Genomic DNA, 25,220 nt, shown 5'->3' with positions numbered 1-25,220 from the left:
ACAATACGTGTCGTTTAAAACAAAATTGGCTATTATCTTTTCAGTAATTGTTACCGTGATTCTGCTCCTGAACAACACGCTGCATTATTTTTCCACCCGGGATTTACTCCAAGCTGAACAGGAAAAACAGATGGAGTTAACAGCTAAAGAGATTGGCATTGCCATTGAACATTCCGAATTCGGCTCTAATTATGCAGAGAATTTGATTGCCCAGCAGCTTCGCATCGCATCGCTGGTCGCGAAGTATGCGCTAAATCCAGATGTCGATAAGATAACCAACGAGCAGCTTGCGAAGCTAAGCAGGGAAATAGGCATCTCGGATATAACCCTAATGAAAAAAATCGGTTCTGATATTGTAGGTGTGAAATCCTCCGATCCAAAAGAGCTCAGTATGAGTACGAAAGGATGGGGTTACTGGTATGTTGCTTTTCAACAGCTTTGGAATAACCAGAGAGTGACAGTGGGGGAAGGTCAAAAGCTGGTCAACTATTGGTCTGGACCCATTAACGTTTCCACTACAAAACCAGGTGATGTCGACAAATGGGGTTATTACAAAGACAAACAGATCAACTATATTATTAACCCCTATGTAAAAACTGACTTCATCGCTAACTTCCAGAAATCGTTTGGTCCTGAGGCGATCGTGCAGGAGACACTTAAGGACAATAAAGCTTTTTTGGAGATAACCGGATTTAATCTAAATGCATTTGGCAAACCGCCCGTTTTTATAAAAGCAGAGGGAGTTAAGCAGGTGCCCCTGCAGGACCGTCCGCTTTTATTTGGGGATTATACATATAAAAATGTGGAGATGGACCGGGCCAGCATAAGAAAAGCCGCAAAAACAGGAAAACTGGTCAGCTATGACGCGGTAGTTAACGGCAAGCATGTCCTCAAAAGTTTCATTCCTGTTATCAAATCAAAGATTCCCTATGTTATTGGTATTGTGGCGGATTATCATGTGATCCAGGATTTTTTGGACAGGCAGCTGCTAAGCAATTTAATTAATTCGCTTGCTGTTCTTCTCGTAGTTTATATCGTCAGCTACCTTCTTTCTAGTTATGCTGTCAGGCCCATACAGTACCAGGCCAGCCATGATTTTCTAACCGGCCTGCCCAACCGTTTTAAATTTAACGAGGATTTGCAATACAGGGTGTCGCAGAATGGCGAAAACGGCATTGCCGTTATGTTTATAGATCTGGACCGCTTTAAAAATATTAACGACACGCTAGGGCATGGGACAGGAGATAGGCTGCTTAAGGCCGTGGCGGAACGGATCACGGAGATATTGAGTAACGAAGAAACGTTTTATCGACTGGGCGGTGATGAATTTACCGTGCTGCTTACCGGACATTCTGACGATGCAGCTGTGCTGGCTAAAGCACACCAAATTCTTGAGAGGCTAACGACACCGTTTATTCTGGAAGGCCGGCATGAAGAGTTTTTTATTGCCGGCAGCATAGGCATCAGCATCTTTCCTTGTGGAGGTACAGATGCCGAAGATCTCGTCAAGAATGCTGACAGAGCGATGTACCGCGCCAAAGAACTGGGCGGAAACCGGGCTGAATTATATACCATATCCATGGAAGATGCGATCATGAAAGGAATGGCTCTGGAAAGCAACTTGCGCAAGGCGATAACGAACCAGGAACTTGCGTTGTTCTACCAGCCAAAACTGGATATCAAAACGAAAAGAGTGACAGGTATGGAAGCGCTGGTCCGCTGGCAGCACCCGGATGTCGGGATGATTCCTCCGGTGAAATTTATTCCGTTGGCTGAAGAGACCGGTTTAATTCTGCCAATTGGAGAATGGGTTCTTCGCACGGCATGCATGCAGAATAAAAGCTGGCAGGAGGCTGGATTTGAACCGATGCGGGTAGCTGTCAATCTTTCTGCGAGGCAGTTCCAGCAGGAAAATCTGATTCCTATGATACGGCAAGTACTGGAAGAGACAAATCTTAAAGCTGAATATTTAGAACTCGAAATTACCGAAAGCATTTCCATGCAGAATGCCGAGCAGGTTATTTCGAAGTTGCAAGAGTTAAAGAAAATAGGCGTGCAAATTTCTATCGACGATTTTGGCACTGGCTATAGTTCGCTCAACTATTTAAATAAATTTCCAATCGATACGCTAAAAATTGATAAATCCTTTGTAAACAGTATAGCGGCTCATCAGGATACCTCTATTGTAAAAGCCATCATCGCCCTGGCGCATAATCTGAAGCTTAAGGTGATTGCAGAGGGTGTTGAGACACGGGAACAAATGGACTTCTTAAAGGAGCACATGTGTGACGAGATTCAAGGCTTCTATTTCAGTGAGCCGCTAACGGTCGCACAGTTTGAGCAGCTTTTAGCCGGGCATAGCAGCGTTTCGTTTCAATAGCCTGTACCCCATATAGGATGCCGTTCTTTGCCTGCGCCTTTGCTTCGCCAAGGTTAATTGTACATAAAGCAAACGGAGCGGAAGAATACTATCTTATGAATTCATAAGTAGGAGAAGAAGCCGCGTATGGAAAATGAGATGAGAACAGGCCGCATTGTTACGGTATTAGTGCTCGGGATGTTTATTGCGATTTTAAATCAAACCTTAATTAATGTTGCCATTCCCCATATGATGAATGATCTCAATGTCTCCACATCTACCGTACAGTGGTTAAGTACGGGATTTATGCTGGCGAATGCGGTCCTTATTCCAGTAAGTGCATTTCTAATTGAAACATTCACAACGCGGAAACTCTTTATGGCGGCCATGATTTTTTTTACGATCGGGTCTCTGTTCTGTGGGATCGCCCCAAATTACTCACTTGTATTGATTGGAAGGCTCGTGCAGGCAGTTGGAGCGGGGATATTAATGCCATTGGTATCAAATGTTTTTCTCAGGATCTTTCCTCCTGAGAAGATGGGGAAGGCAATGGGATTGATGGGAATTGCTATGATGTTTGCCCCTGCAGTTGGCCCGACACTGTCCGGGTGGATTGTGCAAAACTATTCATGGCGGATTCTCTTTTATATAATGGTTCCGCTTGGGGCGTTGGAAATTCTGCTTGCAGCCGTCTGGTTAAGTAACATTTCTAAATTAACCTTTCCCAAATTTGATTTCTGGGGCGCTTTCTTTTCTACGCTGGGGTTTGGCGGAATCCTGTATGGCTTAAGCGAAGCGGGCGATAAAGGGTGGGGCAGCTTTTGGGTTTTGGGGCCTATGTATATCGGTTTCCTCTTTCTTGTTCTTTTTGTCCGAAGAGAGCTTACGACAGACCAGCCGCTGGTTGACCTGCGGGTATTCAAGTTTGATATTTACAGTCTTACAACGGTAGTCAGCATGATTGTAAATATGGCGATGTTTGGCGGCATGCTCCTGCTGCCGATCTATATTCAAAATATACGCGGATTTACTCCTTTGCAATCGGGTCTGCTGTTGCTGCCCGGGGCTATTCTTATGGGGATTATGTCGCCCATCTCAGGTGCTTTATTTGATAAAATTGGCATCCGGCCGCTGGCCATTGTCGGGCTTACCATCACAACGATAACAACTTACCAGTTTACTAAGTTGACAGCGGAAACAACATACGCTCAAATACTGGTTTTGTATGCGATGCGAATGTTTGGGATGTCCTTTCTTATGATGACGATTATGACGGCCGGCTTTAACCAGCTTCCGGTTCATCTAAAAAGCCACGGAAACGCAATGTCCAATACGTTGCGCCAGGTAGCAGGCTCGATTGGTACGGCTCTGCTGGTGACGGTGATGTCAACCCGCAGTACGATTCACTTAACCAATTATGCCAATGTTGTCACGTCAAATAACCCTTATGCGGTCCAAACGCTTACCGAAATTGGCCAGGGTCTGGCCGCAGCTGCCGGGCTGCCATCTGAAGCCGGCAGCAGCCTCGGGATTCCAATCATCTATCAATCCGCTGCTGCCCAGGCATCGATAAGCGGCATTAACGATGCTTTTATTGTGGCCACTATGCTTACAATGGTTGCACTGGTAATCTCATGCTTTATCAGAAGAAACAGAGCCTAATCGAGATCCATCCACAAAAAAATCCCTTTTCGCACGGCACTTACGTTGAAAAGGGATTTTATCCTTCTGTTATTTAATTTTAACTCCAAGAATGTCAGCTACTTTGTGCAGGTTGTCCCGATTCACTTTAACGAGTTCAAGAATTTTGTTTTTATCCTGCTTCTTTACGGCGTCCTGAAGTTCATCGTACTTGCCATGAATGTCCTCGGCGTACGTATTGCCCTTCTTGGCTTTTAAAGGGGTAAGAATGGCGGCGTGGAATTCTTCATGTAGCTGATCCGCAAGCGCAGCGTCATTTTTTATATCCCCTTTGTTGGCATCTTGCTCCATTTTGGCCAGGCCGTTTAATTCATCTGCGAATGCTTTTTCAAGCCCCTGAGTGGCAGAATTGCCCATATTCATTTTATTGTGATCCATATTCATGCTGCCCGATCCAGTCTGTCCACTCTGGCTGGGTGCGCTTTGATTGGGCGCATTCTGATTTTGTGACTGCTGAGAACTGCCGCATCCCGCCTGCAGCAGATCCAGTGATAAGATGAGTGAGGCAACTAAGATGCCTTTTGTACTTTTTTTCATTTTTGTACTCCTTTTCTTTGAATAATGGATGTTGTCCATAACCATGTACCTGTAATCGCTAGCGTAATCATACAAATGGCTCCAAGATCGGTCAGCCAGATAAAAGAGTGTGACCCTACAGCCCCGGTATGGAGGCTGAAAATCAGTTTTTGCAACTGAAAGGCTGTATCTGAGGAATAACCGATAAAGGAGCGATGGTTTAACAAAAGTCCGGTAGCCGCCAGCAACACGATTAATACCGATCCAACTAAACCTGCCAGCACATGAATAAATCGCAAGACACGCAGCATACGATCCCCCCTTTGCTAAAAGCCTTCTAACCAGGAATCATGGTCAAAATCTGCCTGCCCCTACTAATCTAAACAAAAAATCTAATGCATTAAAATGGCTCAAGCGGGTCATTTTTGGTGGCTATTCTGTGTCCGATTCCGAAACGAGGCCGTGCCGCACCGCATAGGCGGCCAGCTGAACGCGATTGTTGAGATGAAGTTTTTCCAACAAATTTTTAATATGGTTTTTGACCGTGTTTTCCGCAATCACTAGCCTGTCAGCGATTTGTTTATTGGTATCACCCGCAGCTACCCAGGTTAGAATCTCTTTTTCTCTTGGCGTTAGCGTATCTAGCTCAGGTTCGGCAGAAGCAGCGCCCCTGCGAAAATGCAGCAAGAGCCTGCCGGCAATTTCGCGGGAAATCTCCACTTCTTCTCCCAGCAGCGCATGCAGGTATTGGAGCCAGTCATCCGGCTCCATATTTTTCAGCAGATACCCCTGTGCCCCGTGCTGAATAGCTGTAAACAAATCTTTGCTATCGGCGGAGACGGTTAGCATAACGGTAAAAATATGCGGATAGGCAGATTTAATCTGCCTAGCTGCTTCAATCCCATTCCATACGGGCATGTTGATGTCCAACAGGACGAGGTCGGGCGTAAGCTCCCCGCAGAGTTCGAATGCACGCTTCCCGTTTTCCGCTTCACCCACGATCATGAAAGACTCGTCAGCCTCCAGCACACTGCGCACGCCTGCCCTGGCAAGGGGATGGTCATCCGCAATAAGAATACGGTATGGTGTCATTTTTCATTCTCTCCTCTTCTTTGTTTTATAACCAGTTCTGTACCACCCGATTTGCCTTTTCCAATATGGAATACAGCTCCTAGCTTTCTGGCCCGTTCTTCCATCATGGAAATCCCGTATTTTTGCGAAGGAATAGGGGCAGTATCAAACCCTTTTCCGTTATCGGTTATGGACAGGGTCCATTCATCCTGGCTGGCAGCGAAATATAGTGCGGCCTGCGTTGCGGACGCATGTTTACGGATGTTCGAAAAGGCCTCCTGCGCGATGGCAAACAGATACATCTCTTCGTTTGCCGTAAAAGAATAATCTGGCTGTTGTATCTGAACTTCCACGTCTATCCCGGAAAGCGCGCTCCACTCTCCCAGCCACTTTTCGAGGCGGGCGAAAAAGGTACGGTCTCCTTCCGGCAGCGGGCGAAGGTTAAAAATCGCCTGCCGAAGGTCATTGTCAATGGTAGAGACAGCGCGGCGTGCGTCCTCGATTTGTGCCTGTTTTAATTTTATGTTTAGGAAAAAAAGTGTTTGTGCGATTCCGTCATGCAGTTCCCGGGCCAAACGCTCTCTTTCCTCGTAAACAGCACGGCGGGCCTGCTCCTGGGCCAGATGTTCATTCGTCTGCTGAATCATCCTGAACATCCAGGTAGCAAATGCAAAGGAAAGAATAAAGATAAGCACAGTAATGAAAAAATTTCCTTCTTCCATCGATAAATACCGAATCAACAGTTTATGCCGAATAAATTCAAATCCGCCGATGAGAATGGTGGGAAGGAGTATGGTGATGATTTTTAACGTGCGGTACGACATTTCATCCATCCTTGAATTGGTTTTTCTTTTATTGTACCTGACTTTCTTTCATTGTACCGAACTTTGAAGCATGCATTGGCGTTTCACACGAAAAATATGGTAAAATCTGATACGTAGGAACAAATCGGGGCCACATGAGGAGGAAAAAATGAGCAAGGAAAACTCATTTGATATTGTGTCGAAGGTAGAGCTGTCTGAAGTGACGAATGCGATTAACCTGGCCATGAAAGAAATTGAGAATCGCTATGATTTCAAAGGAAGCAAAAGCGACATTAAGCTTGAGAAGGAAGAAGTTGTTATTGTTTCTGACGATGATTATAAGCTGGAGCAGGTGAAGGATGTTCTGAGTAGTAAGCTCATTAAACGCGGCATTTCAATGCGCAGCTTCGACTTCGGCAAAGTAGAACCGGCTTCACGCGGAACCGTACGCCAGAGGGCAAAGATCGCCCAGGGAATCGATAGCGACAACGCGAAAAAAATAAACAAAATTATCAAAGATACGAAACTAAAGGTGAAAAGCCAGATTCAGGATGATCAAATTCGTGTAACGGGTAAAAGCCGGGATGAGCTGCAGCAGATTATGGCTGAACTCAAAACTGCTGATCTTCCGCTGGATCTTCAGTTTATTAACTTTAGATGATAGTCGATGCCGGAAAACCCTTTCTAGTATGCCTGGGTTTTTGTTTGCGTAAAGCGATCAAACCTTGCATGTCTTTTTGTATGTAAGGTATGATATAGGGACGGCGAATAATAAGCATAGGGACTAGGGTTTGTTGGGATGGGGGATAAGGCAGTGGCTACGCCAAGTATGGAAGATTATCTGGAACGGATTTACACTTTAATTGAAGAGAAGGGCTACGCGCGTGTATCTGACATCGCGGAAGCGCTGAATGTACATCCTTCCTCAGTTACAAAAATGGTACAAAAGCTTGATCGTAACAATTATCTCGTATATGAGAAATATAGAGGGCTCGTTCTTACTACAAAAGGGAAAAAAATTGGCAAGCGGCTGGTGGACAGGCATGCTCTTCTCGAAGAGTTTCTTCGCATTATCGGGGTTTCTGAAGAGGTAATTTTTGATGATGTAGAAGGGATTGAGCACCACCTGAGCTGGGATTCTATAACCCGAATCCAGTATCTTGTGCAATATTTTCAGGAAGACAATAAGCGGATGGAGGACCTTCACCGCCTATTTGATTTGGAACACTCAGAGGACTAGAAGCTGCCTGCGGCCTGCAGGTGGCCTTTTATATCTAAAAAAGTTGACAAAAATAGATAACACAAATATAGTTAGCATGCAAACTATATTAATGGAGATCCGCATAAAGCGAATAAACGTGAGGAGATTCAATATGATGAAAATGAGAAAAGTAAGGAGTGAAAAGAGAATGGCAACCAACTACAGACTTCTCAGTGGTTATGCATCAATTATTACTGGGATTTTATTTATTCTAGCTCATACATTAAATCTTGGTGGACCAGAAGACTTTGGAACGGTAACTGGTGAAACACTTGTATTAGCCGCCCATTCGCTTCTTGTATTTGTATTTTTTGCAATATTCGCCCTACACGGTGAACGAAACGGCATTTTGGGGTTACTTGGTATGGCATTGGGCATCATTGGCACGATTCTAGTTACCGCCATTGTATATGTGGAAATTGCCTGTGGATCGGGGGCTAAAGTGGATTCCGTCTTAGCTGCAGACGTGCCGCGTACAATTCATTCTTTTGGGCCGTTGCTTTTTGTAGCAGGTATGATTCTATTTGGAATTTCAGTAGTGCGGGAAAACGTACTTTCGCGAGGAGGCGGGTATCTTTTGATTGCTGGAACATTATTTTTTGTTGTCGCTAGTTTCACAGGTGCAGCACAATCTATCATTGAGGTAATTGGAGCTGTATTTACTGGTGGAGGGCTTATTTGGATGGGATTTCCAATGGTAAAGAATCAAAAGCCTGTCGTTGGTAATAACCACTTGTCCAGGTAATTCTTATATATAGTGATGCGGCCTGATGCTTGATGCGATACGTTATGAATTGTAAATAGGTGATAGAATGTTTTTAAAATTAATGCTTCTTAATATGCAATTGCATGCGTACATTAGATAAGAAGACTCCCGGGAGGTGGAAAAATGCGGCAGCTGGACGCGGTTTTCGAAGGTGGAGGCGTTAAAGGCATTGCGTTTGCCGGGGCTGTGTGTGAGTTTGAAAAACGGGGGTACAGCTGGAACCGCGTAGCCGGCACATCAGCGGGTGCGATAATTGCCGCTCTGCTGGCCGCCGGGTATACCGGGGTAGAACTAAGTGAACTAATGAAGGAGTTCCAGTACCACAGGCTGCAGGCCCGGCAGGGAGTTTCTCTGTTCTTTCCTATCCTGGGTTCCTGGATTAAATTGTGGATCCAAAAAGGCTTTAACACGGGGGATTATTTACTTAATTGGATGGATAAACGACTCAAGGAAAAAGGCGTGCATACGTTTGCGGATTTGCCGGCTGACAGGTTAAAAATTACGGCTTCCGATATTACGGATGGCCGGCTGCTCGTGCTGCCGGATGACGCAGGTCGAATTGGCATTAAACCGCAAAGCTTCCCCGTTTCACTGGCCGTTCGCATGAGTGCAAGCCTGCCGTTTTATCTGCAGCCTGTCATCGTGAAGAATGGCAAGCGGCCCATATACGTTGTAGATGGAGGGTTGTTGAGCAACTTTCCGCTTTGGATTTTTACAGAAAATAAGACTTCTCTGTATCCTACGATAGGCTTTCGGTTATCCGCCGGTTATGAACCGCATCCAAACAAGGTTGACAATTTTCCTGAGTATATACATGCGATGCTGCGCACGATGATGATGGCACATGATCAACGGTATGTGGAGAAAGAGCACGCTGTCCATACTGTTTTCATCCCTACTGATGGGATCTCCGCTTCAAAATTTGACTTGAAGCCAGAGGAGAGGGATCAACTATTTGCCGCGGGGGAGACATCCGCTGTGCAATTTCTAAGCAGGCTTCCAGCAATGAGACGGACAAAAACCTCTTGAACTTAAGTTCAAGAGGTTTTTGTTTCGTTTGTTTTCGGTTTATTCTTTCTTCCTTCAATCACACGGAATGGGTGATTGCGCCGTGAAGCTTTTAATTTGTTCATTTGTTTCAACTTTCCACTGGTTGATGGCTGAAGTGAATGCTGTGAGCTGCTGTTTTTAAGCCTGTTCTTCTGCTGCCGCAGTGCCTTCTGGTAACCGGCATCACTGGAGCTTACAGCATTTGTCCTGGACAGTCGGGTTACGGCAAGGTAGAGGATGCCAGCGAATGCAGCGGCGATGGCCAGCGATTTAATCAATCCCCACGGATCGCTGTAAAGCTGTGAGAAAAGGCCAATGGCTACGAGCAGAAACAGAACGGTTGCAACGGTTTTGGATTTCCACGACATCTTAACACCCCACTTCGAAGTATCTTACACGGCGTTAACTAATAGACATCATACAATCAGTCTTTCCTTCATCAAGTTCACGCATGCGGATGAACGAAGCAATCGCTACTTCCACCTGCTTGTCATCAGGCTCGCGCGTTGTAAGTTTCTGCAGCCAGAGTCCTGGATACCCAAGATATCTTAATACCGGAATATCCCGGACTTTGTTGGTTGCCTGGAGTGTTTCGTAGGATACCCCGATTACAACCGGGAGCAGCAGCACACGCTGGTAAATTCTCTCCCATAGCGTGTCATAGTGGAAGAACGAGTAAATTAGCACACCTATCAGTACGGAGAAAACGAGAAAGCTGCTGCCGCACCGATAATGAAGCGTAGAAAAACGCTGGACATTCTTTACTGTTAATTCTACCCCTGCTTCGTAGGCATTAATCACCTTATGTTCGGCTCCGTGATATTGAAAAAGCCTTTTAATCATAGGTGTTTTAGCAATGGCAAAAATGTAGCCGAAAAGCAGTATAATTTTAATGCCGCCCTCTATTAAATTCTGGAGGATGTTATTGGATACCCAGTGCTTGAACAGCACATCAGCAAGAATAGCAGGGACAACGGTGAATATCAGCTTACCAAAGAGAAAGGAGAGTACGCCCACCACTGCAACACCTAATATCATGGTGAGTTTTGAACTTTTTTGGTCAGTTTCATTGGAGTTATCGGCATCTGCACTTACCTGCTCAGAGGAGAAGTTGAGGTGCCTGGCGCCTGTTGCGCTAGAGTTAATGAGACCGACGATCCCGCGGATAAAAGGAATGCGTTTTATGTTTTTAACCCAGGGATGCTCCTGTTTTTGTTCGTGGAAATATTCAATTGTATTATCCTTGCGGCGGACGGCTGTGACGCTGTATCGCTGGCCGCCAAACATTACGCCTTCAATAACGGCCTGGCCTCCATAAGCTTTTGGGATGTTACTCATGTCAACACCTTCCTTGTAAGTGTTATTTTATCGCATTTTTGAAACACTTTCTAGCAGAAAAAGTCTCACTAACTGAATTGTTTTGGAATCAGGATACATATCATCCCTAATGGATCTAAGCTGTGATAAAATAATGGTTGTATACATAAGAAAAGGGTGTGAGCGGATGAGTAAGTATTTAATTGTTAACGGCCCAAACCTTAATATGCTCGGGGTAAGAGACCCAAAAGTATATGGTACGGAGAGCCTTGCGGATATTGAACGCAGTCTTTTCAAGGCAGCAGAGGAGCTTGGCGTATCCGTGGACTTCTATCAGTCTAACCACGAGGGAGAGCTTATAGACAGGCTTCATCAGGCGTATGGTGCGTATGCCGGAATCGTTGTAAATGCGGGGGCTTTTACCCATTACAGCTACGCGATTAGAGACGCTCTGGCAACCATTCAGATTCCGTTTGTTGAAGTTCACATCTCCAATATTCACGCGCGCGAAGATTTTCGACACCATTCAGTGCTTGCCCCTATTGCAGTTGGCCAGATAGCAGGCCTTGGGACTTACGGATACGAACTGGCGCTGAGGGCTATAGTAAAGAAAACCAAATAATCGAAAGGCAGGGTGATTGTTGTGGCACAAAGAGCACACAAACTCCAGGCAGTTCTTCAAGAGAAGCAATTGGATGCGCTGCTTATAACGAGTGGCTTTAACCGCCGCTATTTGTCCGGTTTTACAGGGACATCCGGTTTCTGTCTTGTGACGAAGGAAAACGCAGAACTCATTACAGATTTCCGCTATATCGAGCAGGCACAAAAACAGGCGCCAGACTTCGAAATTATCCGCCATAAACGCGATATTCTGGATGCGGTTGCCGAAAGGGCAAAGCATCACAACGTAAAACGCCTCGGTTTTGAAAAGAACCACATTACATATGGACAATACCAACGGCTGCAAAACGTAACGGCAGGAATCGAGCTGGCCGATACGGAGGGACTTGTAGAAGAGCTGCGTCTTATCAAAACGGCGGAAGAAATCACGGTTGTCAAGCAGGCAGCTGAGATTGCCGATAAAACGTTCTCCCATATTCTCTCTTACATAAAACCTGGGATCACTGAACTCCAAGTGTCAAATGAAATGGAGATGGTTATGCGCTCGCTTGGCGCTTCCTCCTCTTCTTTTGATACCATTGTCGCATCCGGTCTCCGGTCAGCTCTGCCGCATGGCGTAGCGTCTGACAAAGTGATAGAACAAGGGGATATGGTGACATTGGATTTCGGAGCCTACTACAAAGGATACGTATCCGACATTACGCGGACCATCGCGGTTGGAGAGCCGGGTGAGAAGCTGCGGGAAATTTATAGTGTGGTATTGAAAGCCCAGTTGAACGGGGTGAAACATTTTAAAGCGGGCATTACCGGAATCGAAGCGGACGCCTTAACCCGTGATATCATTAAGGATGCCGGGTATGGGGAGTATTTCGGCCACAGTACAGGACATGGTATCGGATTAGAAGTTCATGAAGGGCCCGCTCTCTCAATGAAAGGGGATACAACCCTGAAGCCGGGTATGATCGTAACGTGTGAGCCGGGAATTTATATTGCAAATATTGGCGGTGTGCGGATTGAGGATGATGTGGTGATTACAGATAACGGCTGTGAAATACTTACGTCCTCGCCAAAGGATTTAATTGTTCTTTAACGCCAGTTTTATGTTATAATCTGATAGTTAAGAGTTAATAGTACCATTAACCGCAGGAGGTTTATTTAATGATTTCAGTAAACGATCTTCGTCCTGGGACTACAATTGAGGTAGACGGGGACATTTTTTCCGTTATCGAATTCCAACACGTTAAACCGGGTAAAGGGGCCGCATTTGTGCGTACCAAACTGCGCAACCTCCGAAACGGTTCTATCAAAGAAACAACTTTCCGTGCAGGCGAAAAAGTTGAGCGGGCGCATATTGAAACAAAGGAAATGCAATACCTGTATGCTTCTGGTGATGAGCACGTGTTTATGGATACATCCACTTACGATCAAATTACACTTCCGTCAAGCCGTATTGAGCAAGAGCTAAAGTTCCTTCTTGAAAACATGAATGTAAGCATTGTTACATATGAAGGGGAAATCCTGGGCGTTCAAGTTCCGAACAACGTTGAACTCGAAGTTGTTGAAACGGAACCCGGAATTAAAGGCGATACAGCTTCCGGCGGCACCAAACCCGCTACGCTGCAGACAGGCCTTACTGTACAGGTTCCTTTCTTCATCAACGTCGGTGATAAACTGATTATTGATACACGTAACGTGGCTTACGTTTCCCGTGCATAATTATAAGAAACAAGAAACCCCCCCGTCCAAGTTTCCAGCGGGGGGTTACCTATTTAATTGCTTTCGATCACGGCTTCTGACAAGGTATCGGAACGCAACCCCCGCCTCAGGCTTTCCAGTGAGTAGGTTTCGCTTGGCTGAATGTTGCCCATGTTCACGTTGCGGCCAAAAAAACGGATAAAGTCAATCTGTTGTTGTCTCATTGGCGCTTCCCAGATTAATCGATTGCGGATTGATTTAGGGATCAGTGTTTCTACAGCACATAGGAATTCGTAATCAGGTTTTCCCTGTTTGTCATAAATGCCGACATTCATCCCTGATTCCCTTCCCTCAACAATGACATAAGAAGACCCTGCTTCCAGGTCTTTATACAATGTCTCCTCCAATTCATCCATAGTCAGATTTGTTCCGCTCACCTTTTTTCCGCATTCCGATATGACGGCAAACCCTTGAGAAACACACATCTTAATGAGACTGCTCCGCACGTCGCCCGGCATGGAGATGCTGCCGTCTGAAACCTCCACACAGTTAAATCCGGCACGGGCCAGCGTTTCCAAATAACTGTTTAATAAATCGCATTGATAGGCGATTTCAAAAAAAGTCCCCCCGGGATATATGCGTACTCCCGCTTCGTTGGCGAGCAAGATTTTCTGCCTGAGCACATCGAAAGGATACAGCGTGGATGTGCCAAATCCAAGCTTAATAAAGTCAATATACGGAGCGGCTATCGCCAGCATTTCTTCAAACATCCGAGGCCCAATCCCCTGGTCAATAACCATGGTGAGCCCAGTTGCTCTCGGTTTTGCTTTTCTTTCGCATGATGGATCATGTAACAGCGGATGCCACTGCAAGTTGTGGTTCGGGTTCAATAGATTTCATCCTCCCCGGTCTGTTTGAAATTAGCTTATGCGTAGGCGCTTGTCACGGTTCATTGGAGAAAATCTTCCACCACCCTGGTAAACATGGTCTGCCCTGTGTAAATCATTTCCGTGCTGTACATACTAACAACACCGGCGTGGATGGCCGGCAACAGCAACAGGAAAAAGGAGGATGTATACCGTGGATGAACTTCAAAAGCGCGCCGCCTACCTGCGGGGATTAGCAGACGGTATGGAAATAACGACAAAGGAAGGCCGGCTGATTCAGGAGCTCGTTTCTATCATTGATGAAATGAGTCAATTTATTATCCAGGCGCATTTTCGCATTGATGAACAGGAGGAATACCTGGAAGCGGTGGATGAAGATTTAGCCGAGGTAGAATTGTTCCTGTTTGATGATGAAGACGATGATGAGGATAACGATGAATATATCGAAGAAATATACGTGAATGAAGAGTAAGGCGGGATGTAAAAGTCCCGTCTTTTTTTATTGAAAGTATATTTCGCTTTAGAATATTAAAGTTATTTTCTGTTGGGACCGATAGGTCCCTTTGTGTTTGTTGATATGTAAAATTTATGTGTTTCACCGTGTTGAACTGTGTTGAGCGTTTTTTTAATGGGACCTCCGGTCCCGAAACACCCAAGAAAAATATCGTGAGGCGCATGTCCGCACCTTTTCTTTCCCCCAGGCCGAAAGGTGTTTCGATTTTACCTTTCGGCATAAGTGCAACTTAGGTTGCTGCCAGCGTCACGGCTTGGCCGCAACCTAGTTTTCTAATGGAGCGTGTGGAACAGAGGGCGAAAAAGACCGGCAACTGTCTCCATCATTGAAATACCCAGATGCTGCACCTAAACGGTATAAAGGAATCTAAGACCACCGCCTGCGCTTACGCTTGCCACTGGCCGAGATTCCCTAATGCCGGTTCGTCCGTCGTTCCACAAAGCGGCCGTAAAAACTTCTAGGAGGGGAAAGGAGAGAGCGGCATGGCCCGCGATGTTTTCTCATTTTTTATGTCATAAATGGGCCAGGCACCCCATATGAATGTGATAGGACGAAGATAAAGGGGAGAAGGAATGGTGACAGGTGATCTATTACGCGTGCTCCCGGACCGGATACGCCGCTGGGCTTCTAATCTGCCGCCCCAGCGGCAGGCTGGCATAGAAGAGATCAGGCTTCGCACGGGCCAGCCGGTCGAATGCATTGCAGATGGAAAATCATTTTTTGTAAAAGATGCCCAGGCTAATGACGGACTGCTTGTGTTTACCAGAGAGGAAGCGTCCCAAGTCCTTAACAAGTTAAGCCTGCATTCGGTTTACTCCATGGAAGAAGAGATACGCCGCGGTTATATTACTATAGCCGGCGGGCATCGGGTAGGCCTTGCGGGAAAAGTTGTGCTTGACGCAGGAAAAATTAAACTGATCCGGGATGTGATTAGCTTTAATATCCGGATTGCCCGCGAGAGAATAGGAGTAGCTAACCGGGTACTTCCGCTAATAGCTAGCAAGGAAGGCATCAAGAATACTTTGATTATTTCCCCCCTCAATGCGGGAAGACAACCCTGTTGCGTGACATGGCGAGACTCATAAGCACGGGAAGTGCTGAGCTTTCCGGCAGAAAGGTATCCATTGTGGACGAACGGTCGGAGATTGCAGGCTGCGTAGGCGGAATTCCACAGAAAGATGTCGGTCCCCGCACGGACGTTTTGGACGGCTGTCCCAAAGCGGAGGGCATGATGATGATGATTCGTTCCATGTCACCTGATGTGCTAATTACGGATGAAATCGGACGGGCAGAAGACGGATACGCACTGGAAGAAGCGATTCATGCAGGCATTACCGTCATCACCAGCGTTCACGGTAAAGACTTAAAGGACATTACGCGCCGTCCAACTCTGTCCCGGATGCTTGCCTCAGGCGTATTCGAACGGTATTTGCTGCTGGGAAGGCAGCCTGTGATAGGCACCGTTAGGGCTGTGTATGATGAAGCACTCCAGGAGAGGAAGGGGGACAAAGCACTTTGTTAAAGCTTATCGGCGCTTCCATTATCCTCTTCTCCACTACATTCACGGGTTTGAAGGCAGCCGGGCGATTAGCACGCAGGCCGGTCGAAATTCGCCAGCTGCAGACGGCCCTTAAGTTACTGCAAACCGAGATTGTATACGGTGCCACTCCTCTAAGCCAGGCGCTTGATCATATCGCGAAAAGAATAAGCGGAAGTGTTGGCAAACTTTTTTCCATGGTGGCCGGAATGCTCAACGGACAGCAGGAACTCACGGTCTATCAAAGCTTTGAAACCGCGGCAGCAGAGATATGGCCAACAACCGCGATGAAGCAGCCGGAGAAAGAAATTCTTCTACAGCTGGGTGGCATCCTTGGTTTAAGTGATAGAGAGGATCAGAAGAGGCATATTGAACTGGCGCTTATGAATCTGCAAAGCGAAGAAAAGCATTCATTGGACCAGCAGTCGAAATATGAAAAGCTTTATAAAAGCATGGGCCTGTTAAGCGGTCTTCTCGTAATTATTTTACTTTATTGAGGGGTGGGAAAGATGGGGTACGATGTGAACGCCATTTTTCAAATAGCTGGCATCGGCATTATTGTCGCAATGATTCAAACTGTGCTCAAGCAGGCGGGAAAAGACGATTGGGCACAGTGGGTAACGATGATTGGTTTTATTGTGGTGTTGTTTATGGTTGCTTCGTTCATACACGATTTATTTTCAGAAATTAAGCGGGTTTTTCTTTTCAGATAGGGGGCCGCTTCGTGGAAATTATCCAGATTGTCGGTCTGGGCCTTGTCGCCACCATCTTAAGCCTGGTGGTGAAAGAGCAGAAGCCGGTTTTCGCTTTTATGCTGGCCACGTTTACCGGGGTCATTATTTTTCTGTTTCTTATCGGCAAAATCTCTGATGTGCTTCGTGTCCTGGAGAATATGGCGATGAAGGCCAATCTCAACATCGTTTACCTGGATACCATCTTAAAAATTATCGGCATCGCCTATATCGCTGAATTTGGCGCCCAGATAACCCGCGATGCAGGCCAGGGGGCAATTGCCTCAAAAATTGAATTGGCAGGAAAGGTGCTTATTCTTGTTATGGCCATTCCAATTCTCTCTGTCATGATTGAAACAATTATCCGGCTAATTCCTATTTAAGTCACGCAAAGGAACGTGATTGTATGCTGCAAAAAGTGCTGGTATTCATTATAGCGGTAGGCATTGTCGCCAGTCTGGCTCTTCCGGCAAGGGCAGCACCCACACCGGTAGATAAACTGGTTAACAGCCAGCTGCAGCACCTGGATACATCCCAAATTCAAACGTTTTGGAACAGCCTTCTTGAGAAATATAACGGCTACCTGCCGGAGGGACAGTCGAAAAGTGTATTCGAAATGCTTTCCGGCAGTTCGTTCACCTTGACGAATGTTACCAAAGGTCTTGTCAATTTCTTGTTCCATGAGCTGATCGCGAACGGAAAGCTGCTGGGTGCCATTCTCATCCTAACTGTCTTTGCGATGATTCTGCAAAATCTGCAGGCGGCGTTTGAAAAAAACACCGTCAGTACTGTGGCTTATGCGATATCTTACATGGTCCTCATCATATTGGCCATTAATAGCTTTCGAATCGCTGCACAGCTGGCGGAAGGTGCCATCTCGGATATGATCAACTTCATGCTGGCGTTGATGCCGCTTGTGCTGGCCCTACTTGCCTCAACCGGCAATATAACGTCCGCGGCGCTTTTTCACCCGATGGTCATTTTCATGATTAATACGAGTGCGAACTTGATTTCAACGATTGTGTTTCCGCTATTGTTTCTCTCGGCTGTATTGAATATTGTCAGTACATTCTCTGTGAAATATCAGCTCACGCGCATGGCCGGTTTGCTTCGTACTATTAGTCTCGGATTAATGGGAAGTTTTTTTACGATTTTTTTGGCGGTGATATCCATTGAGGGTGCAACATCCGCCGTAACGGATGGGCTCGCACTGCGAACTGCTAAGTACGCGGTAGGCAACTTTGTTCCAGTGGTGGGCCGTATGTTTGCGGATGCGGCAGATACGGTGGTAGGCGCCTCCCTGCTTGTGAAAAATACAATAGGTGCAGCGGGTGTGCTGCTTCTGCTGCTTATCGTCGCTTTCCCTGCGCTTAAAATTTTGACCATCGCTCTTACCTACAACATCGCGTCGGCTGTCATGCAGCCGCTGGGCAGTAGTCCGATTATCAGCTGCCTCGGAACAATCGGGAAAAACCTGATATTTGTTTTCGCAGTACTGGCGGCAGTCAGCCTTATGTTTTTCCTGGCCATAACCATTATGATTTCAGCCGCAAATGTATCGATGATGATGCGGTGAGGGGGCAGATTACGTGATAACGATGATAACGCTGTGGATTAAGCGCCTGATTCTGCTTGTTCTGCTCGCCACGTTCATTGATCTCCTCTTGCCCAGCAACGCCTACCAGAAGTATATCCGCCTTGTGATGGGATTGTGCATTCTACTGGCTATGCTTACACCGCTGCTTTCGTTTTTCGGGGCCAAACAAATAACGTTTGATTCCTTTGTTGCCGCTCAGGCGAATAAGCAGACGGCCAGCCTGGATCCCGCAAGAATCAAGGCGTTGACAGATGAACTCATTAAGTCGAAGGATGATACGGCCGCCGGATATGTCCAGTCTCAAGTAGAGGAAGCGGTAAAGAAGCAGGTGGAAGATCAGTATGCCATCCCGGTTGCTTCTGTGCAGGTGAAGCTTAATACGGAAGCAGATAAGGCGAAGGCGGCCATCCAGGAAATTAATGTCGTACTTGATCAAAAAAACAGCACCAAGCTGGCTGCAGGGCCGGATAGCGGCGCGAACACCGTACTTCCGGTAAAACCGGTGCAACCGGTAAAAGTCAACCAGCCTCCGGGCGAGACAAACCCGCAAGGCTCGGCGGTTGAAACAATGGGCAACGTACCGCCTATCGCAAAAAAAATAGAAGCTTCACTCACCGCTGCATGGGACGCGCCGGTGCACGTGCAGATGCCGGCTGCTGGAGAGGGGGGATAAGATGTCGCAGGATAAATGGAACCTTAAACGGATTTTCGCTAAAACGGATGGAAAAGGATTGGGCGGTTTCCAGGCTATGATAATCGTTGCCGGGGTCGGCGTAGCCATTATGCTTGCCAGTTCTTTCATCAGCTCGCAACAGAAGCCTTCCACACCACCCCAGAATCAAAACGCTGCTCCTGCATTTGGCCAGAAGTCCAAAGAATCCTACTCCATGTCTGACTACGAGACGATGTATGAGAAACAATTAAAAGAAGTGCTATCGAATATCACAGGAGTCAGCGATGTAACCGTAATGGTCAACATTGATTCCACAGAGGAAACGGTTGTGGAGCGAAACCGAACCACCCGCACACAGACAACGAAAGAAGCGGATAAAGGGGTCACAAGAGAAGTAACAGACCAATCAACAGATGAACAGGTCGTCATGGCCAAAAACGACAATGGCGAGCAGCCGGTTGTAATTAAAACGATTAAACCAAAAGTGCGGGGGGTCGTCGTGGTAGCACGGGGAGCCGAAAACCTGCAGGTTAAAGCATGGATGCTTGAGGCGGTGCAGAAAGTGCTGGCTGTTCCGTCTTATAAAATATCAATTCTACCAAGGAATAAATAAGGAGGTTTTCAAACATGGTTCTGAAAAAACAAACCGTCTGGCTGTTATCCATGCTTACTGTTCTGGTGGTATTGTCCGCTTATTATCTTGTCCAGGGTCCCAATTCCCAGCTTACATCCAAAGGCAAACAAAGCGCTTTGCCGGCAGATATTAAACTTGATGCCGCGGTGAAAACAAAAGAGGACACCAATAAGCCCCCTGTTATGACAGCCTCCGATGATTATTTCGTGAGCAGCAGGATGAAGCGCAATGATGAACAGGGGCAGGAAATGGACAAATATTTAGAGGTCATGCAAAGCGGCACGGCACAGCCTACAGCGGTAGAGCAGGCAAAGAAAAAATACGATGAACTTGCCTCGCTTCAGGATACCGAGACGCAGGTAGAGGAACTCATTAAATCTGCAGGCAATTTCAAAAATGCCATTGTTATTGCCAAAGATGATATGGTCCGTGTTATCGTCCAGGCACAGTCGCTGAAACCTGAAAAAGCCGTAGAAATTATCTCACTCGTTAAACAGCATATGAAAGTTTCCGGAAATAACATCATTGTCAGCTATAAATAATAAACACGGCTCTCCCCCTGAAATGTGGCGGAGAGCTTTCTTAATTGATCCATAATTCAGTCTGATTTGCTGTATAATAATTGAAGTTTATGTTATAATACAAGTTGATATTTATCACCTAATATAATACATAGAATCTGTGAGATAGGAGTGGACCATTCATGTTGAAAATTCATGAAATCCGAGAAATCATTAAACTAATCGACCAGTCCAGTATCAACGAATTTAAGGTCGAGGATGAAGGTACGAAATTGTGCATTAAGAAGGGATCTGCTGGCACGGTTTATACCGCAGTTCCAGCACAAGAACTCCAGGAAGCTCCTGTAACACAAGTGCAGGCGCCCGCACTACAGGTTGCACCAGCTGCCCCAGCACCAGCACCAGCACCAGCACCACAGGTTGCACCGGCTGCTCCAGCCCCTGCACCGGCAGCTGACGCCGACGAAGCGAACCTTCACAAAATTACGTCTCCGATGGTCGGTACATTTTATAGCGCTCCTGAACCGGGTGCCGCCCAATATGTGTCGGTCGGCGACAAAGTAAAGAACAATACAATCGTGTGTATTGTGGAAGCGATGAAGCTATTCAATGAAATCGAAGCCGAGGTTTCCGGTGAAATCGTGAAAATGCTGGTACAGGATGGACAGCTTGTTGAATATGGACAACCACTCTTCCTTGTGAAGGCTGACTGAGGAGGCTGTCATGTTCAAAAAAGTATTGATTGCCAATAGAGGAGAAATTGCTGTCCGGGTCATCCGGGCCTGCCATGAGCTTGGAATCAAAACGGTAGCCGTTTATTCAACTGCCGATAAAGAAGCGCTTCATGTGCGCCTTGCCGATGAGGCCTACTGTATCGGACCGACTCCATCAAAGGACAGCTATTTAAATATCACAAACCTAATGAGCGTGGCAACATCCACAGGGGTTGATGCGATTCACCCCGGATATGGTTTTTTAGCTGAAAATGCTGATTTTGCGGAAATATGTGCGGCATGCAATATTACGTTTATCGGGCCTTCGCCTGATGCAATGAACCGTATGGGCGATAAGAATGAAGCGCGTGAGACGATGAAAACGGCAGGCGTGCCCATTGTTCCTGGAACCGATGGATTGATTGAAGATGTAGAAGAAGCCGTGCGAATTGGCGAAGAAGCCGGGTTCCCGGTTATCATTAAAGCAACCGCCGGCGGTGGCGGGAAAGGGATGCGGGTAGCCCGTACAAAAGAAGAGCTCATTAGTTCTGTCCGTCAGGCCCAGAAGGAAGCAGAGAGCGCCTTTGGCAATCCCGGTGTTTATCTTGAGAAGTACCTGGAGGACACCCGCCATATCGAGATTCAAATTATTGCGGACAACCATGGCAATGTTGTCTATCTCGGAGAGCGCGACTGCTCGATTCAGCGGCGCCACCAGAAGCTTGTGGAAGAAGCCCCTTCACCTGCACTGGATCCGGAAACACGCCGCCAGATGGGTGAAGCGGCTGTAGCTGCAGCTAAAGCTGTCAATTACTCAGGCGCTGGAACGATTGAGTTCCTGCTGGATGTAACGGGTAAGTTCTATTTCATGGAGATGAATACCCGCATTCAGGTAGAGCATACCGTAACGGAAATGATTACAGGCATTGACCTGGTCAAAGAGCAGATACTAGTTGCAGCCGGATTCCCGCTGTCTTTTACACAGGAGGACGTCAAGATTAACGGCTGGGCCATAGAGTGCCGGATTAACGCAGAGAATCCTGCAAAAAACTTTATCCCGGCTCCCGGACGCATCAACTTCTATCTTCCCCCAGGCGGATTTGGGGTGCGGGTGGACAGCGGCGCCTACCAGGGCTATCAAATATCCCCGTTCTATGATTCGATGATCGCGAAGCTCATTGTCTGGGGTAAGGATCGAGCTGATGCTTTAGACCGTATGAAGCGGGCTTTAGCTGAGTTCATTATTGATGGAGAGGGCATTCATACCACGATACCCTTCCATCTGCAGCTTCTTCAACATGAGAAATTCGTAGAAGGCAACTTTAATACGAAATTCCTGGAGACGTATACAATTATGATTCCGGAGTAAAATAATAACACCTTCTTTGGGCAGAAAATTGTCTTATAGTACAACCATTGCTATAATAGGCATATAAAGTATGCTTCAGAGGAGGTGTTGTTTTTTTGGAAGTAAATGTCGATAAATCTTTGCAGGGCAGTTTAGGCAAAATTGAGATTGCGCCAGAAGTCATTGAGGTCATCGCCTATATGGCCGCCTCGGAGATACCTGGTGTTACAGATTTAAGCAGCGGGCTGGTTGGTGATATAGTCGACCGGCTAGGAAGGAAATCGAGCGGCAGAGGTGTCAGGGTTACCGTCACTGAGAAAGAAGCTACCGTTGATCTGTATATTATTGTGGAATACGGATACCCGATTCCTGATGTCGCACATAAGGTTCAGGAGAACGCTAGTAATTCGATCGAAACGATGACCGGTCTGGTCGTAAGCCAGGTAAATGTACATATTGTGGACGTACAGCTGAAACAGGAAAAGAAAGCTGCAGTAATAGAAGAAGAAGTTCACCGCGTTCGTTAGAAGGCCCCATATGGGGTCTTGCTTCGTAAAGGAGGACATTCGTGAATTTATTTGATCGTTTTATTTTAACCCTATATAGCCTTGCACTGGTTGTGGTCTCCCTACTCGTAATGGCGGCCAGCCTAAACCTTGTACCGTACCAGTTGGTTATATCCAGCATTGATGGCATGTACTCCTCATCCCAGATAAGTCTGACTTACCTTATTGCTGCCATCATTTTTCTTATTATTAGCCTGAAATTTTTGTTCACAAGCCTGCGCGGAAGGGGGAGCCGCCCGGAAGGTGCCGGGTTGTCCGTGCGCAAACCCACCGAACATGGTGATGTCCGGATAACGGTGGAGACGCTGGAAAGCCTGGCTGTACATGCGGCGCGAAGGGTGCGCGGGGTGAAGGAATTAAAAGTCAAAGTAAGCCCTGAAGAAAGCGGGACATTTATTCGCGTACGAACACTCGTTGATGGAGAAGCTCCCATTCCGGCTCTGGTCGAACAGGTGCAGCAAAAGATTAAAGAACACTTGGAGAACGTTGCTGGCGTTGAAATTGCCGAGGTTACGGTTGTCGTGACAGATGTTGCGTCTTCAGCCGGCGGGCGAGTACGGCGCGTAGAATAGAGGTGGCCCATGTTCTTACAGTTCATTCTTGAAAACCGGGGAAAATCGTTAGGAGTTGCGGCAGGATTTATTTTTGGGCTGCTGTTCCTGCTGGTTGGCTTTTTTAAAACCATTATTTTTATGGTGTTTGTTGCAACAGGTTTCTACATCGGAAGCAAGTTTGACAAACAGGAAGATTTAAGTGAAGTTCTGGACAGGATTTTACCTGGCAAGTTTACAAAGCGGTAGCGGATAAAGAGAGCGTCAAGTCCTTTGAACAGGGTTTGGCGTTTTTATATCGGTTGTGTTTGGTCCGGCAATTCCTTATTATAAGGTAGAAACGGAAATTTTTTAAAGGTGGGTAAGTATGAATCGACACGAGTCCCGCAAGAAAGCGGTACAGCTATTATTTCAAATCGATATGACGCAGGCCAACATTGAGGAGGCTATTGCGTATTTAATGGAAAATGATGAAGAAGTGCAAGATGGGGAACGAGATTCCTCTTTCCTGCGGACATTAGTTGAAGGAACAGCCGCTCATCAGGGTGAAATCGATGCCCAGATCAGCAAATTCCTGCGCGGATGGACGATGGCGCGCATCGCAAATGTTGACCGTGCAATCCTCCGGCTTGCCGGCTACGAGATGCTTTATGAGAACGACATTCCAATAAGCGTTACGCTTAATGAAGCCGTTGAACTGGGAAAGCTGTTCGGAACAGACGAATCGCCTAAGTTTATCAACGGTGTTCTCGCAAGTATGGCGAAGGAAGTCGAAAAGGGAAGCCAGAAATAATGGACGTGCTTCTTGGTATCGATACGAGCAATTATCGCACTTCTCTGTGTCTAGTCACGATGGAGGGCGAAATAATAGGCGAGCAGAAACAACTGTTAACTGTAGAAGAAGGAGAGAAAGGGCTGCAGCAATCCGTAGCTCTTTTTCAGCATATAAAGCGGCTTCCACTTCTCGCAAAAGAAATGGCGATGGACGATAAAAACCTGGTGGCTGTAGCCGTGAGCCGTGCGCCTCGCCCGGTGGAGGGCAGTTATATGCCTGTGTTTCTTGCTGGCCAGGCAGCAGCCGAGATGATCGCCCATTTTCATCAGGTTCCCGTGTATTACACCACTCACCAGGAGGGGCACATTGCCGCTGGTGAATATACAATGAACAAGCCTCTTGCGGCTGACCATTTTCTTGCGGTTCACCTATCCGGCGGTACAAGTGAGCTATTGGATTGTACAAGGACGCAAAGCGGGTACCAGATTGCGTTAATAGGCGGAACGGATGATTTGCATGCCGGTCAGCTTATCGACCGGGTGGGTGTGGCCCTCGGCCTGCCGTTTCCTGCCGGCCCTTATCTGGAGAAACTGGCCAACGAGTCTCAAGAGGCGACAACTGAAGAATTTGCGGTTCCTTCGTCGGTCAATGGCTACACGTTCAGCTTCTCCGGTCCTGAAACAGCTCTCCTCAAAGCCGTAAACAATTCTGAGATACCGCGGCCAGCGATTGCTCGGGCAGCGGAGAAATGCATTGCGAACACGCTGGAAAAAGTTTTGCGGCGGGTGGTGGAGAATGGGTTCGCGCGTGATATTTTAATTGTGGGCGGAGTATCGGCTAATGCCTATATTCGCTCACGGCTTGTAAAACGGCTCGAACACCCCGCTGTTAAGGCCCGGCTGCATTTTGCAGATCCTGCCTACGCAGGGGATAACGCTTTCGGCACGGCCCGGTTGGGGCTTATCCAGTATAAACGCAGAAAAAAGACGAACATTATCTAACCTTTGCGTTCT

The 25,220-nt window shown here is 46.8% G+C and carries 31 protein-coding genes and 1 pseudogene; 25 read left to right on the top strand and 7 right to left on the bottom strand.

Annotated features, from left to right (window positions below):
* Window positions 1-7: 7 nt before the first annotated feature.
* Window positions 8-2,380, top strand: a complete 2,373-nt coding sequence (locus PP175_RS17400; protein ID WP_272439573.1) for a putative bifunctional diguanylate cyclase/phosphodiesterase — start codon at window positions 8-10, stop codon at window positions 2,378-2,380.
* 126 nt (window positions 2,381-2,506) lie between these two features.
* Entirely contained in the window at window positions 2,507-4,021 is a 1,515-nt protein-coding gene (locus PP175_RS17395) for a DHA2 family efflux MFS transporter permease subunit (RefSeq protein ID WP_272439572.1), read from the top strand.
* 69 nt (window positions 4,022-4,090) lie between these two features.
* Here the strand turns inward: PP175_RS17395 and PP175_RS17390 are convergent, their stop codons facing one another.
* The 4 genes from PP175_RS17390 to PP175_RS17375 form a co-directional block, all read right to left on the bottom strand.
* Window positions 4,091-4,597, bottom strand: a complete 507-nt coding sequence (locus PP175_RS17390; RefSeq protein WP_272439571.1) for a hypothetical protein — start codon at window positions 4,595-4,597, stop codon at window positions 4,091-4,093.
* On the bottom strand, window positions 4,594-4,887 hold the full coding sequence (locus tag PP175_RS17385; RefSeq protein ID WP_272439570.1) for a hypothetical protein: 294 nt from the start codon (window positions 4,885-4,887) through the stop codon (window positions 4,594-4,596). The genes PP175_RS17390 and PP175_RS17385 overlap by 4 nt, the downstream gene beginning before the upstream one ends.
* A gap of 121 nt (window positions 4,888-5,008) precedes the next feature.
* Window positions 5,009-5,668: a response regulator gene (locus tag PP175_RS17380; protein ID WP_272439569.1), complete on the bottom strand. Its 660-nt coding sequence runs from the start codon at window positions 5,666-5,668 to the stop codon at window positions 5,009-5,011.
* Complete coding sequence (locus tag PP175_RS17375; RefSeq protein ID WP_272439568.1) at window positions 5,665-6,471, bottom strand: sensor histidine kinase; 807 nt, start codon at window positions 6,469-6,471, stop codon at window positions 5,665-5,667. Before PP175_RS17375 ends, PP175_RS17380 begins: the two co-directional genes overlap by 4 nt.
* Before the next feature lie 148 nt (window positions 6,472-6,619).
* Here PP175_RS17375 and PP175_RS17370 point away from each other — a divergent pair, with 148 nt between their 5' ends.
* From PP175_RS17370 to PP175_RS17355, 4 genes are all read left to right on the top strand, one after another.
* On the top strand, window positions 6,620-7,111 hold the full coding sequence (locus PP175_RS17370; protein ID WP_272439567.1) for a YajQ family cyclic di-GMP-binding protein: 492 nt from the start codon (window positions 6,620-6,622) through the stop codon (window positions 7,109-7,111).
* A 153-nt stretch (window positions 7,112-7,264) separates the two neighbouring features.
* Complete coding sequence (gene mntR, locus PP175_RS17365) at window positions 7,265-7,690, top strand: transcriptional regulator MntR (protein ID WP_272439566.1); 426 nt, start codon at window positions 7,265-7,267, stop codon at window positions 7,688-7,690.
* Window positions 7,691-7,823: 133 nt separating this feature from the next.
* Window positions 7,824-8,456, top strand: a complete 633-nt coding sequence (locus PP175_RS17360; RefSeq protein ID WP_272439565.1) for a hypothetical protein — start codon at window positions 7,824-7,826, stop codon at window positions 8,454-8,456.
* A 144-nt stretch (window positions 8,457-8,600) separates the two neighbouring features.
* Window positions 8,601-9,506, top strand: a complete 906-nt coding sequence (locus PP175_RS17355; RefSeq protein ID WP_272439564.1) for a patatin-like phospholipase family protein — start codon at window positions 8,601-8,603, stop codon at window positions 9,504-9,506.
* Between the two features lie 8 nt (window positions 9,507-9,514).
* Here the strand turns inward: PP175_RS17355 and PP175_RS17350 are convergent, their stop codons facing one another.
* Both PP175_RS17350 and PP175_RS17345 read right to left on the bottom strand, forming a co-directional pair.
* Complete coding sequence (locus PP175_RS17350) at window positions 9,515-9,895, bottom strand: SA1362 family protein (protein ID WP_272439563.1); 381 nt, start codon at window positions 9,893-9,895, stop codon at window positions 9,515-9,517.
* A gap of 34 nt (window positions 9,896-9,929) precedes the next feature.
* Window positions 9,930-10,865, bottom strand: a complete 936-nt coding sequence (locus tag PP175_RS17345) for a DUF1385 domain-containing protein (protein ID WP_272439562.1) — start codon at window positions 10,863-10,865, stop codon at window positions 9,930-9,932.
* Between the two features lie 166 nt (window positions 10,866-11,031).
* On the opposite strand from PP175_RS17345, the gene aroQ reads away from it, so the two are divergent.
* From aroQ to efp, 3 genes are all read left to right on the top strand, one after another.
* Window positions 11,032-11,466 carry a type II 3-dehydroquinate dehydratase gene (gene aroQ, locus PP175_RS17340; RefSeq protein ID WP_272439561.1) on the top strand — a complete coding sequence of 145 codons (435 nt, stop codon included), beginning with the start codon at window positions 11,032-11,034 and terminating at the stop codon, window positions 11,464-11,466.
* Window positions 11,467-11,487: 21 nt separating this feature from the next.
* Window positions 11,488-12,555, top strand: coding sequence for a M24 family metallopeptidase (locus tag PP175_RS17335; protein WP_272439560.1), 1,068 nt, complete (start codon window positions 11,488-11,490; stop codon window positions 12,553-12,555).
* A gap of 68 nt (window positions 12,556-12,623) precedes the next feature.
* Window positions 12,624-13,181 (top strand): elongation factor P, encoded by a 558-nt coding sequence (gene efp / locus PP175_RS17330; RefSeq protein WP_272439559.1) that lies wholly within the window; start codon window positions 12,624-12,626, stop codon window positions 13,179-13,181.
* Window positions 13,182-13,234: 53 nt separating this feature from the next.
* On the opposite strand, the gene PP175_RS17325 is transcribed toward efp, so the two are convergent.
* Window positions 13,235-14,050: a phosphosulfolactate synthase gene (locus PP175_RS17325; protein ID WP_272439558.1), complete on the bottom strand. Its 816-nt coding sequence runs from the start codon at window positions 14,048-14,050 to the stop codon at window positions 13,235-13,237.
* Window positions 14,051-14,240: 190 nt separating this feature from the next.
* On the opposite strand from PP175_RS17325, the gene PP175_RS17320 reads away from it, so the two are divergent.
* The 16 genes and pseudogenes from PP175_RS17320 (at window position 14,241) to PP175_RS17245 (ending at window position 25,208) form a co-directional block, all read left to right on the top strand.
* Window positions 14,241-14,519, top strand: a complete 279-nt coding sequence (locus tag PP175_RS17320; RefSeq protein ID WP_272439557.1) for a CD1247 N-terminal domain-containing protein — start codon at window positions 14,241-14,243, stop codon at window positions 14,517-14,519.
* Between the two features lie 614 nt (window positions 14,520-15,133).
* Window positions 15,134-16,083 (top strand): annotated as a pseudogene (gene spoIIIAA, locus PP175_RS30060) (stage III sporulation protein AA).
* Window positions 16,077-16,595 (top strand): stage III sporulation protein SpoIIIAB, encoded by a 519-nt coding sequence (gene spoIIIAB / locus PP175_RS17310; protein ID WP_272439556.1) that lies wholly within the window; start codon window positions 16,077-16,079, stop codon window positions 16,593-16,595. The pseudogene spoIIIAA and the gene spoIIIAB overlap by 7 nt, the downstream one beginning before the upstream one ends.
* A 12-nt stretch (window positions 16,596-16,607) precedes the next feature.
* On the top strand, window positions 16,608-16,811 hold the full coding sequence (gene spoIIIAC, locus PP175_RS17305; protein ID WP_272439555.1) for a stage III sporulation protein AC: 204 nt from the start codon (window positions 16,608-16,610) through the stop codon (window positions 16,809-16,811).
* 11 nt (window positions 16,812-16,822) lie between these two features.
* Entirely contained in the window at window positions 16,823-17,212 is a 390-nt protein-coding gene (gene spoIIIAD / locus PP175_RS17300) for a stage III sporulation protein AD (protein ID WP_272439554.1), read from the top strand.
* A 23-nt stretch (window positions 17,213-17,235) separates the two neighbouring features.
* A complete protein-coding gene (spoIIIAE, locus tag PP175_RS17295) occupies window positions 17,236-18,405 on the top strand; it encodes a stage III sporulation protein AE (protein ID WP_272439553.1) in 1,170 nt (389 codons plus the stop codon).
* A gap of 22 nt (window positions 18,406-18,427) precedes the next feature.
* A complete protein-coding gene (spoIIIAF, locus tag PP175_RS17290; RefSeq protein WP_272443308.1) occupies window positions 18,428-19,099 on the top strand; it encodes a stage III sporulation protein AF in 672 nt (223 codons plus the stop codon).
* 1 nt (window position 19,100) lies between these two features.
* The gene (gene spoIIIAG, locus PP175_RS17285) at window positions 19,101-19,712 is read left to right on the top strand and encodes a stage III sporulation protein AG (protein WP_272439552.1); all 612 of its coding nucleotides are present in this window, start codon (window positions 19,101-19,103) and stop codon (window positions 19,710-19,712) included.
* Between the two features lie 14 nt (window positions 19,713-19,726).
* The gene (locus tag PP175_RS17280; RefSeq protein WP_272439551.1) at window positions 19,727-20,275 is read left to right on the top strand and encodes a SpoIIIAH-like family protein; all 549 of its coding nucleotides are present in this window, start codon (window positions 19,727-19,729) and stop codon (window positions 20,273-20,275) included.
* Window positions 20,276-20,436: 161 nt separating this feature from the next.
* On the top strand, window positions 20,437-20,967 hold the full coding sequence (gene accB / locus PP175_RS17275) for an acetyl-CoA carboxylase biotin carboxyl carrier protein (RefSeq protein WP_272439550.1): 531 nt from the start codon (window positions 20,437-20,439) through the stop codon (window positions 20,965-20,967).
* Window positions 20,968-20,977: 10 nt separating this feature from the next.
* On the top strand, window positions 20,978-22,336 hold the full coding sequence (gene accC / locus PP175_RS17270; protein WP_272439549.1) for an acetyl-CoA carboxylase biotin carboxylase subunit: 1,359 nt from the start codon (window positions 20,978-20,980) through the stop codon (window positions 22,334-22,336).
* A 95-nt stretch (window positions 22,337-22,431) separates the two neighbouring features.
* Entirely contained in the window at window positions 22,432-22,842 is a 411-nt protein-coding gene (locus PP175_RS17265; protein WP_272439548.1) for an Asp23/Gls24 family envelope stress response protein, read from the top strand.
* Between the two features lie 41 nt (window positions 22,843-22,883).
* A complete protein-coding gene (amaP, locus tag PP175_RS17260; protein ID WP_272439547.1) occupies window positions 22,884-23,453 on the top strand; it encodes an alkaline shock response membrane anchor protein AmaP in 570 nt (189 codons plus the stop codon).
* 9 nt (window positions 23,454-23,462) lie between these two features.
* The gene (locus tag PP175_RS17255) at window positions 23,463-23,681 is read left to right on the top strand and encodes a DUF2273 domain-containing protein (RefSeq protein WP_272439546.1); all 219 of its coding nucleotides are present in this window, start codon (window positions 23,463-23,465) and stop codon (window positions 23,679-23,681) included.
* Window positions 23,682-23,799: 118 nt separating this feature from the next.
* Window positions 23,800-24,225, top strand: a complete 426-nt coding sequence (gene nusB / locus PP175_RS17250) for a transcription antitermination factor NusB (protein WP_272439545.1) — start codon at window positions 23,800-23,802, stop codon at window positions 24,223-24,225.
* Entirely contained in the window at window positions 24,222-25,208 is a 987-nt protein-coding gene (locus PP175_RS17245; protein WP_272443307.1) for a tRNA (adenosine(37)-N6)-threonylcarbamoyltransferase complex transferase subunit TsaD, read from the top strand. The genes nusB and PP175_RS17245 overlap by 4 nt, the downstream gene beginning before the upstream one ends.
* The last annotated feature ends 12 nt before the right edge of the window (window positions 25,209-25,220 follow it).

Source organism: Aneurinibacillus sp. Ricciae_BoGa-3, assembly GCF_028421645.1.
GTDB lineage: Bacteria > Bacillota > Bacilli > Aneurinibacillales > Aneurinibacillaceae > Aneurinibacillus_B.
Note: the sequence above shows the minus strand (reverse complement) of the source record. Positions and strands in the feature narration are given on the sequence as shown.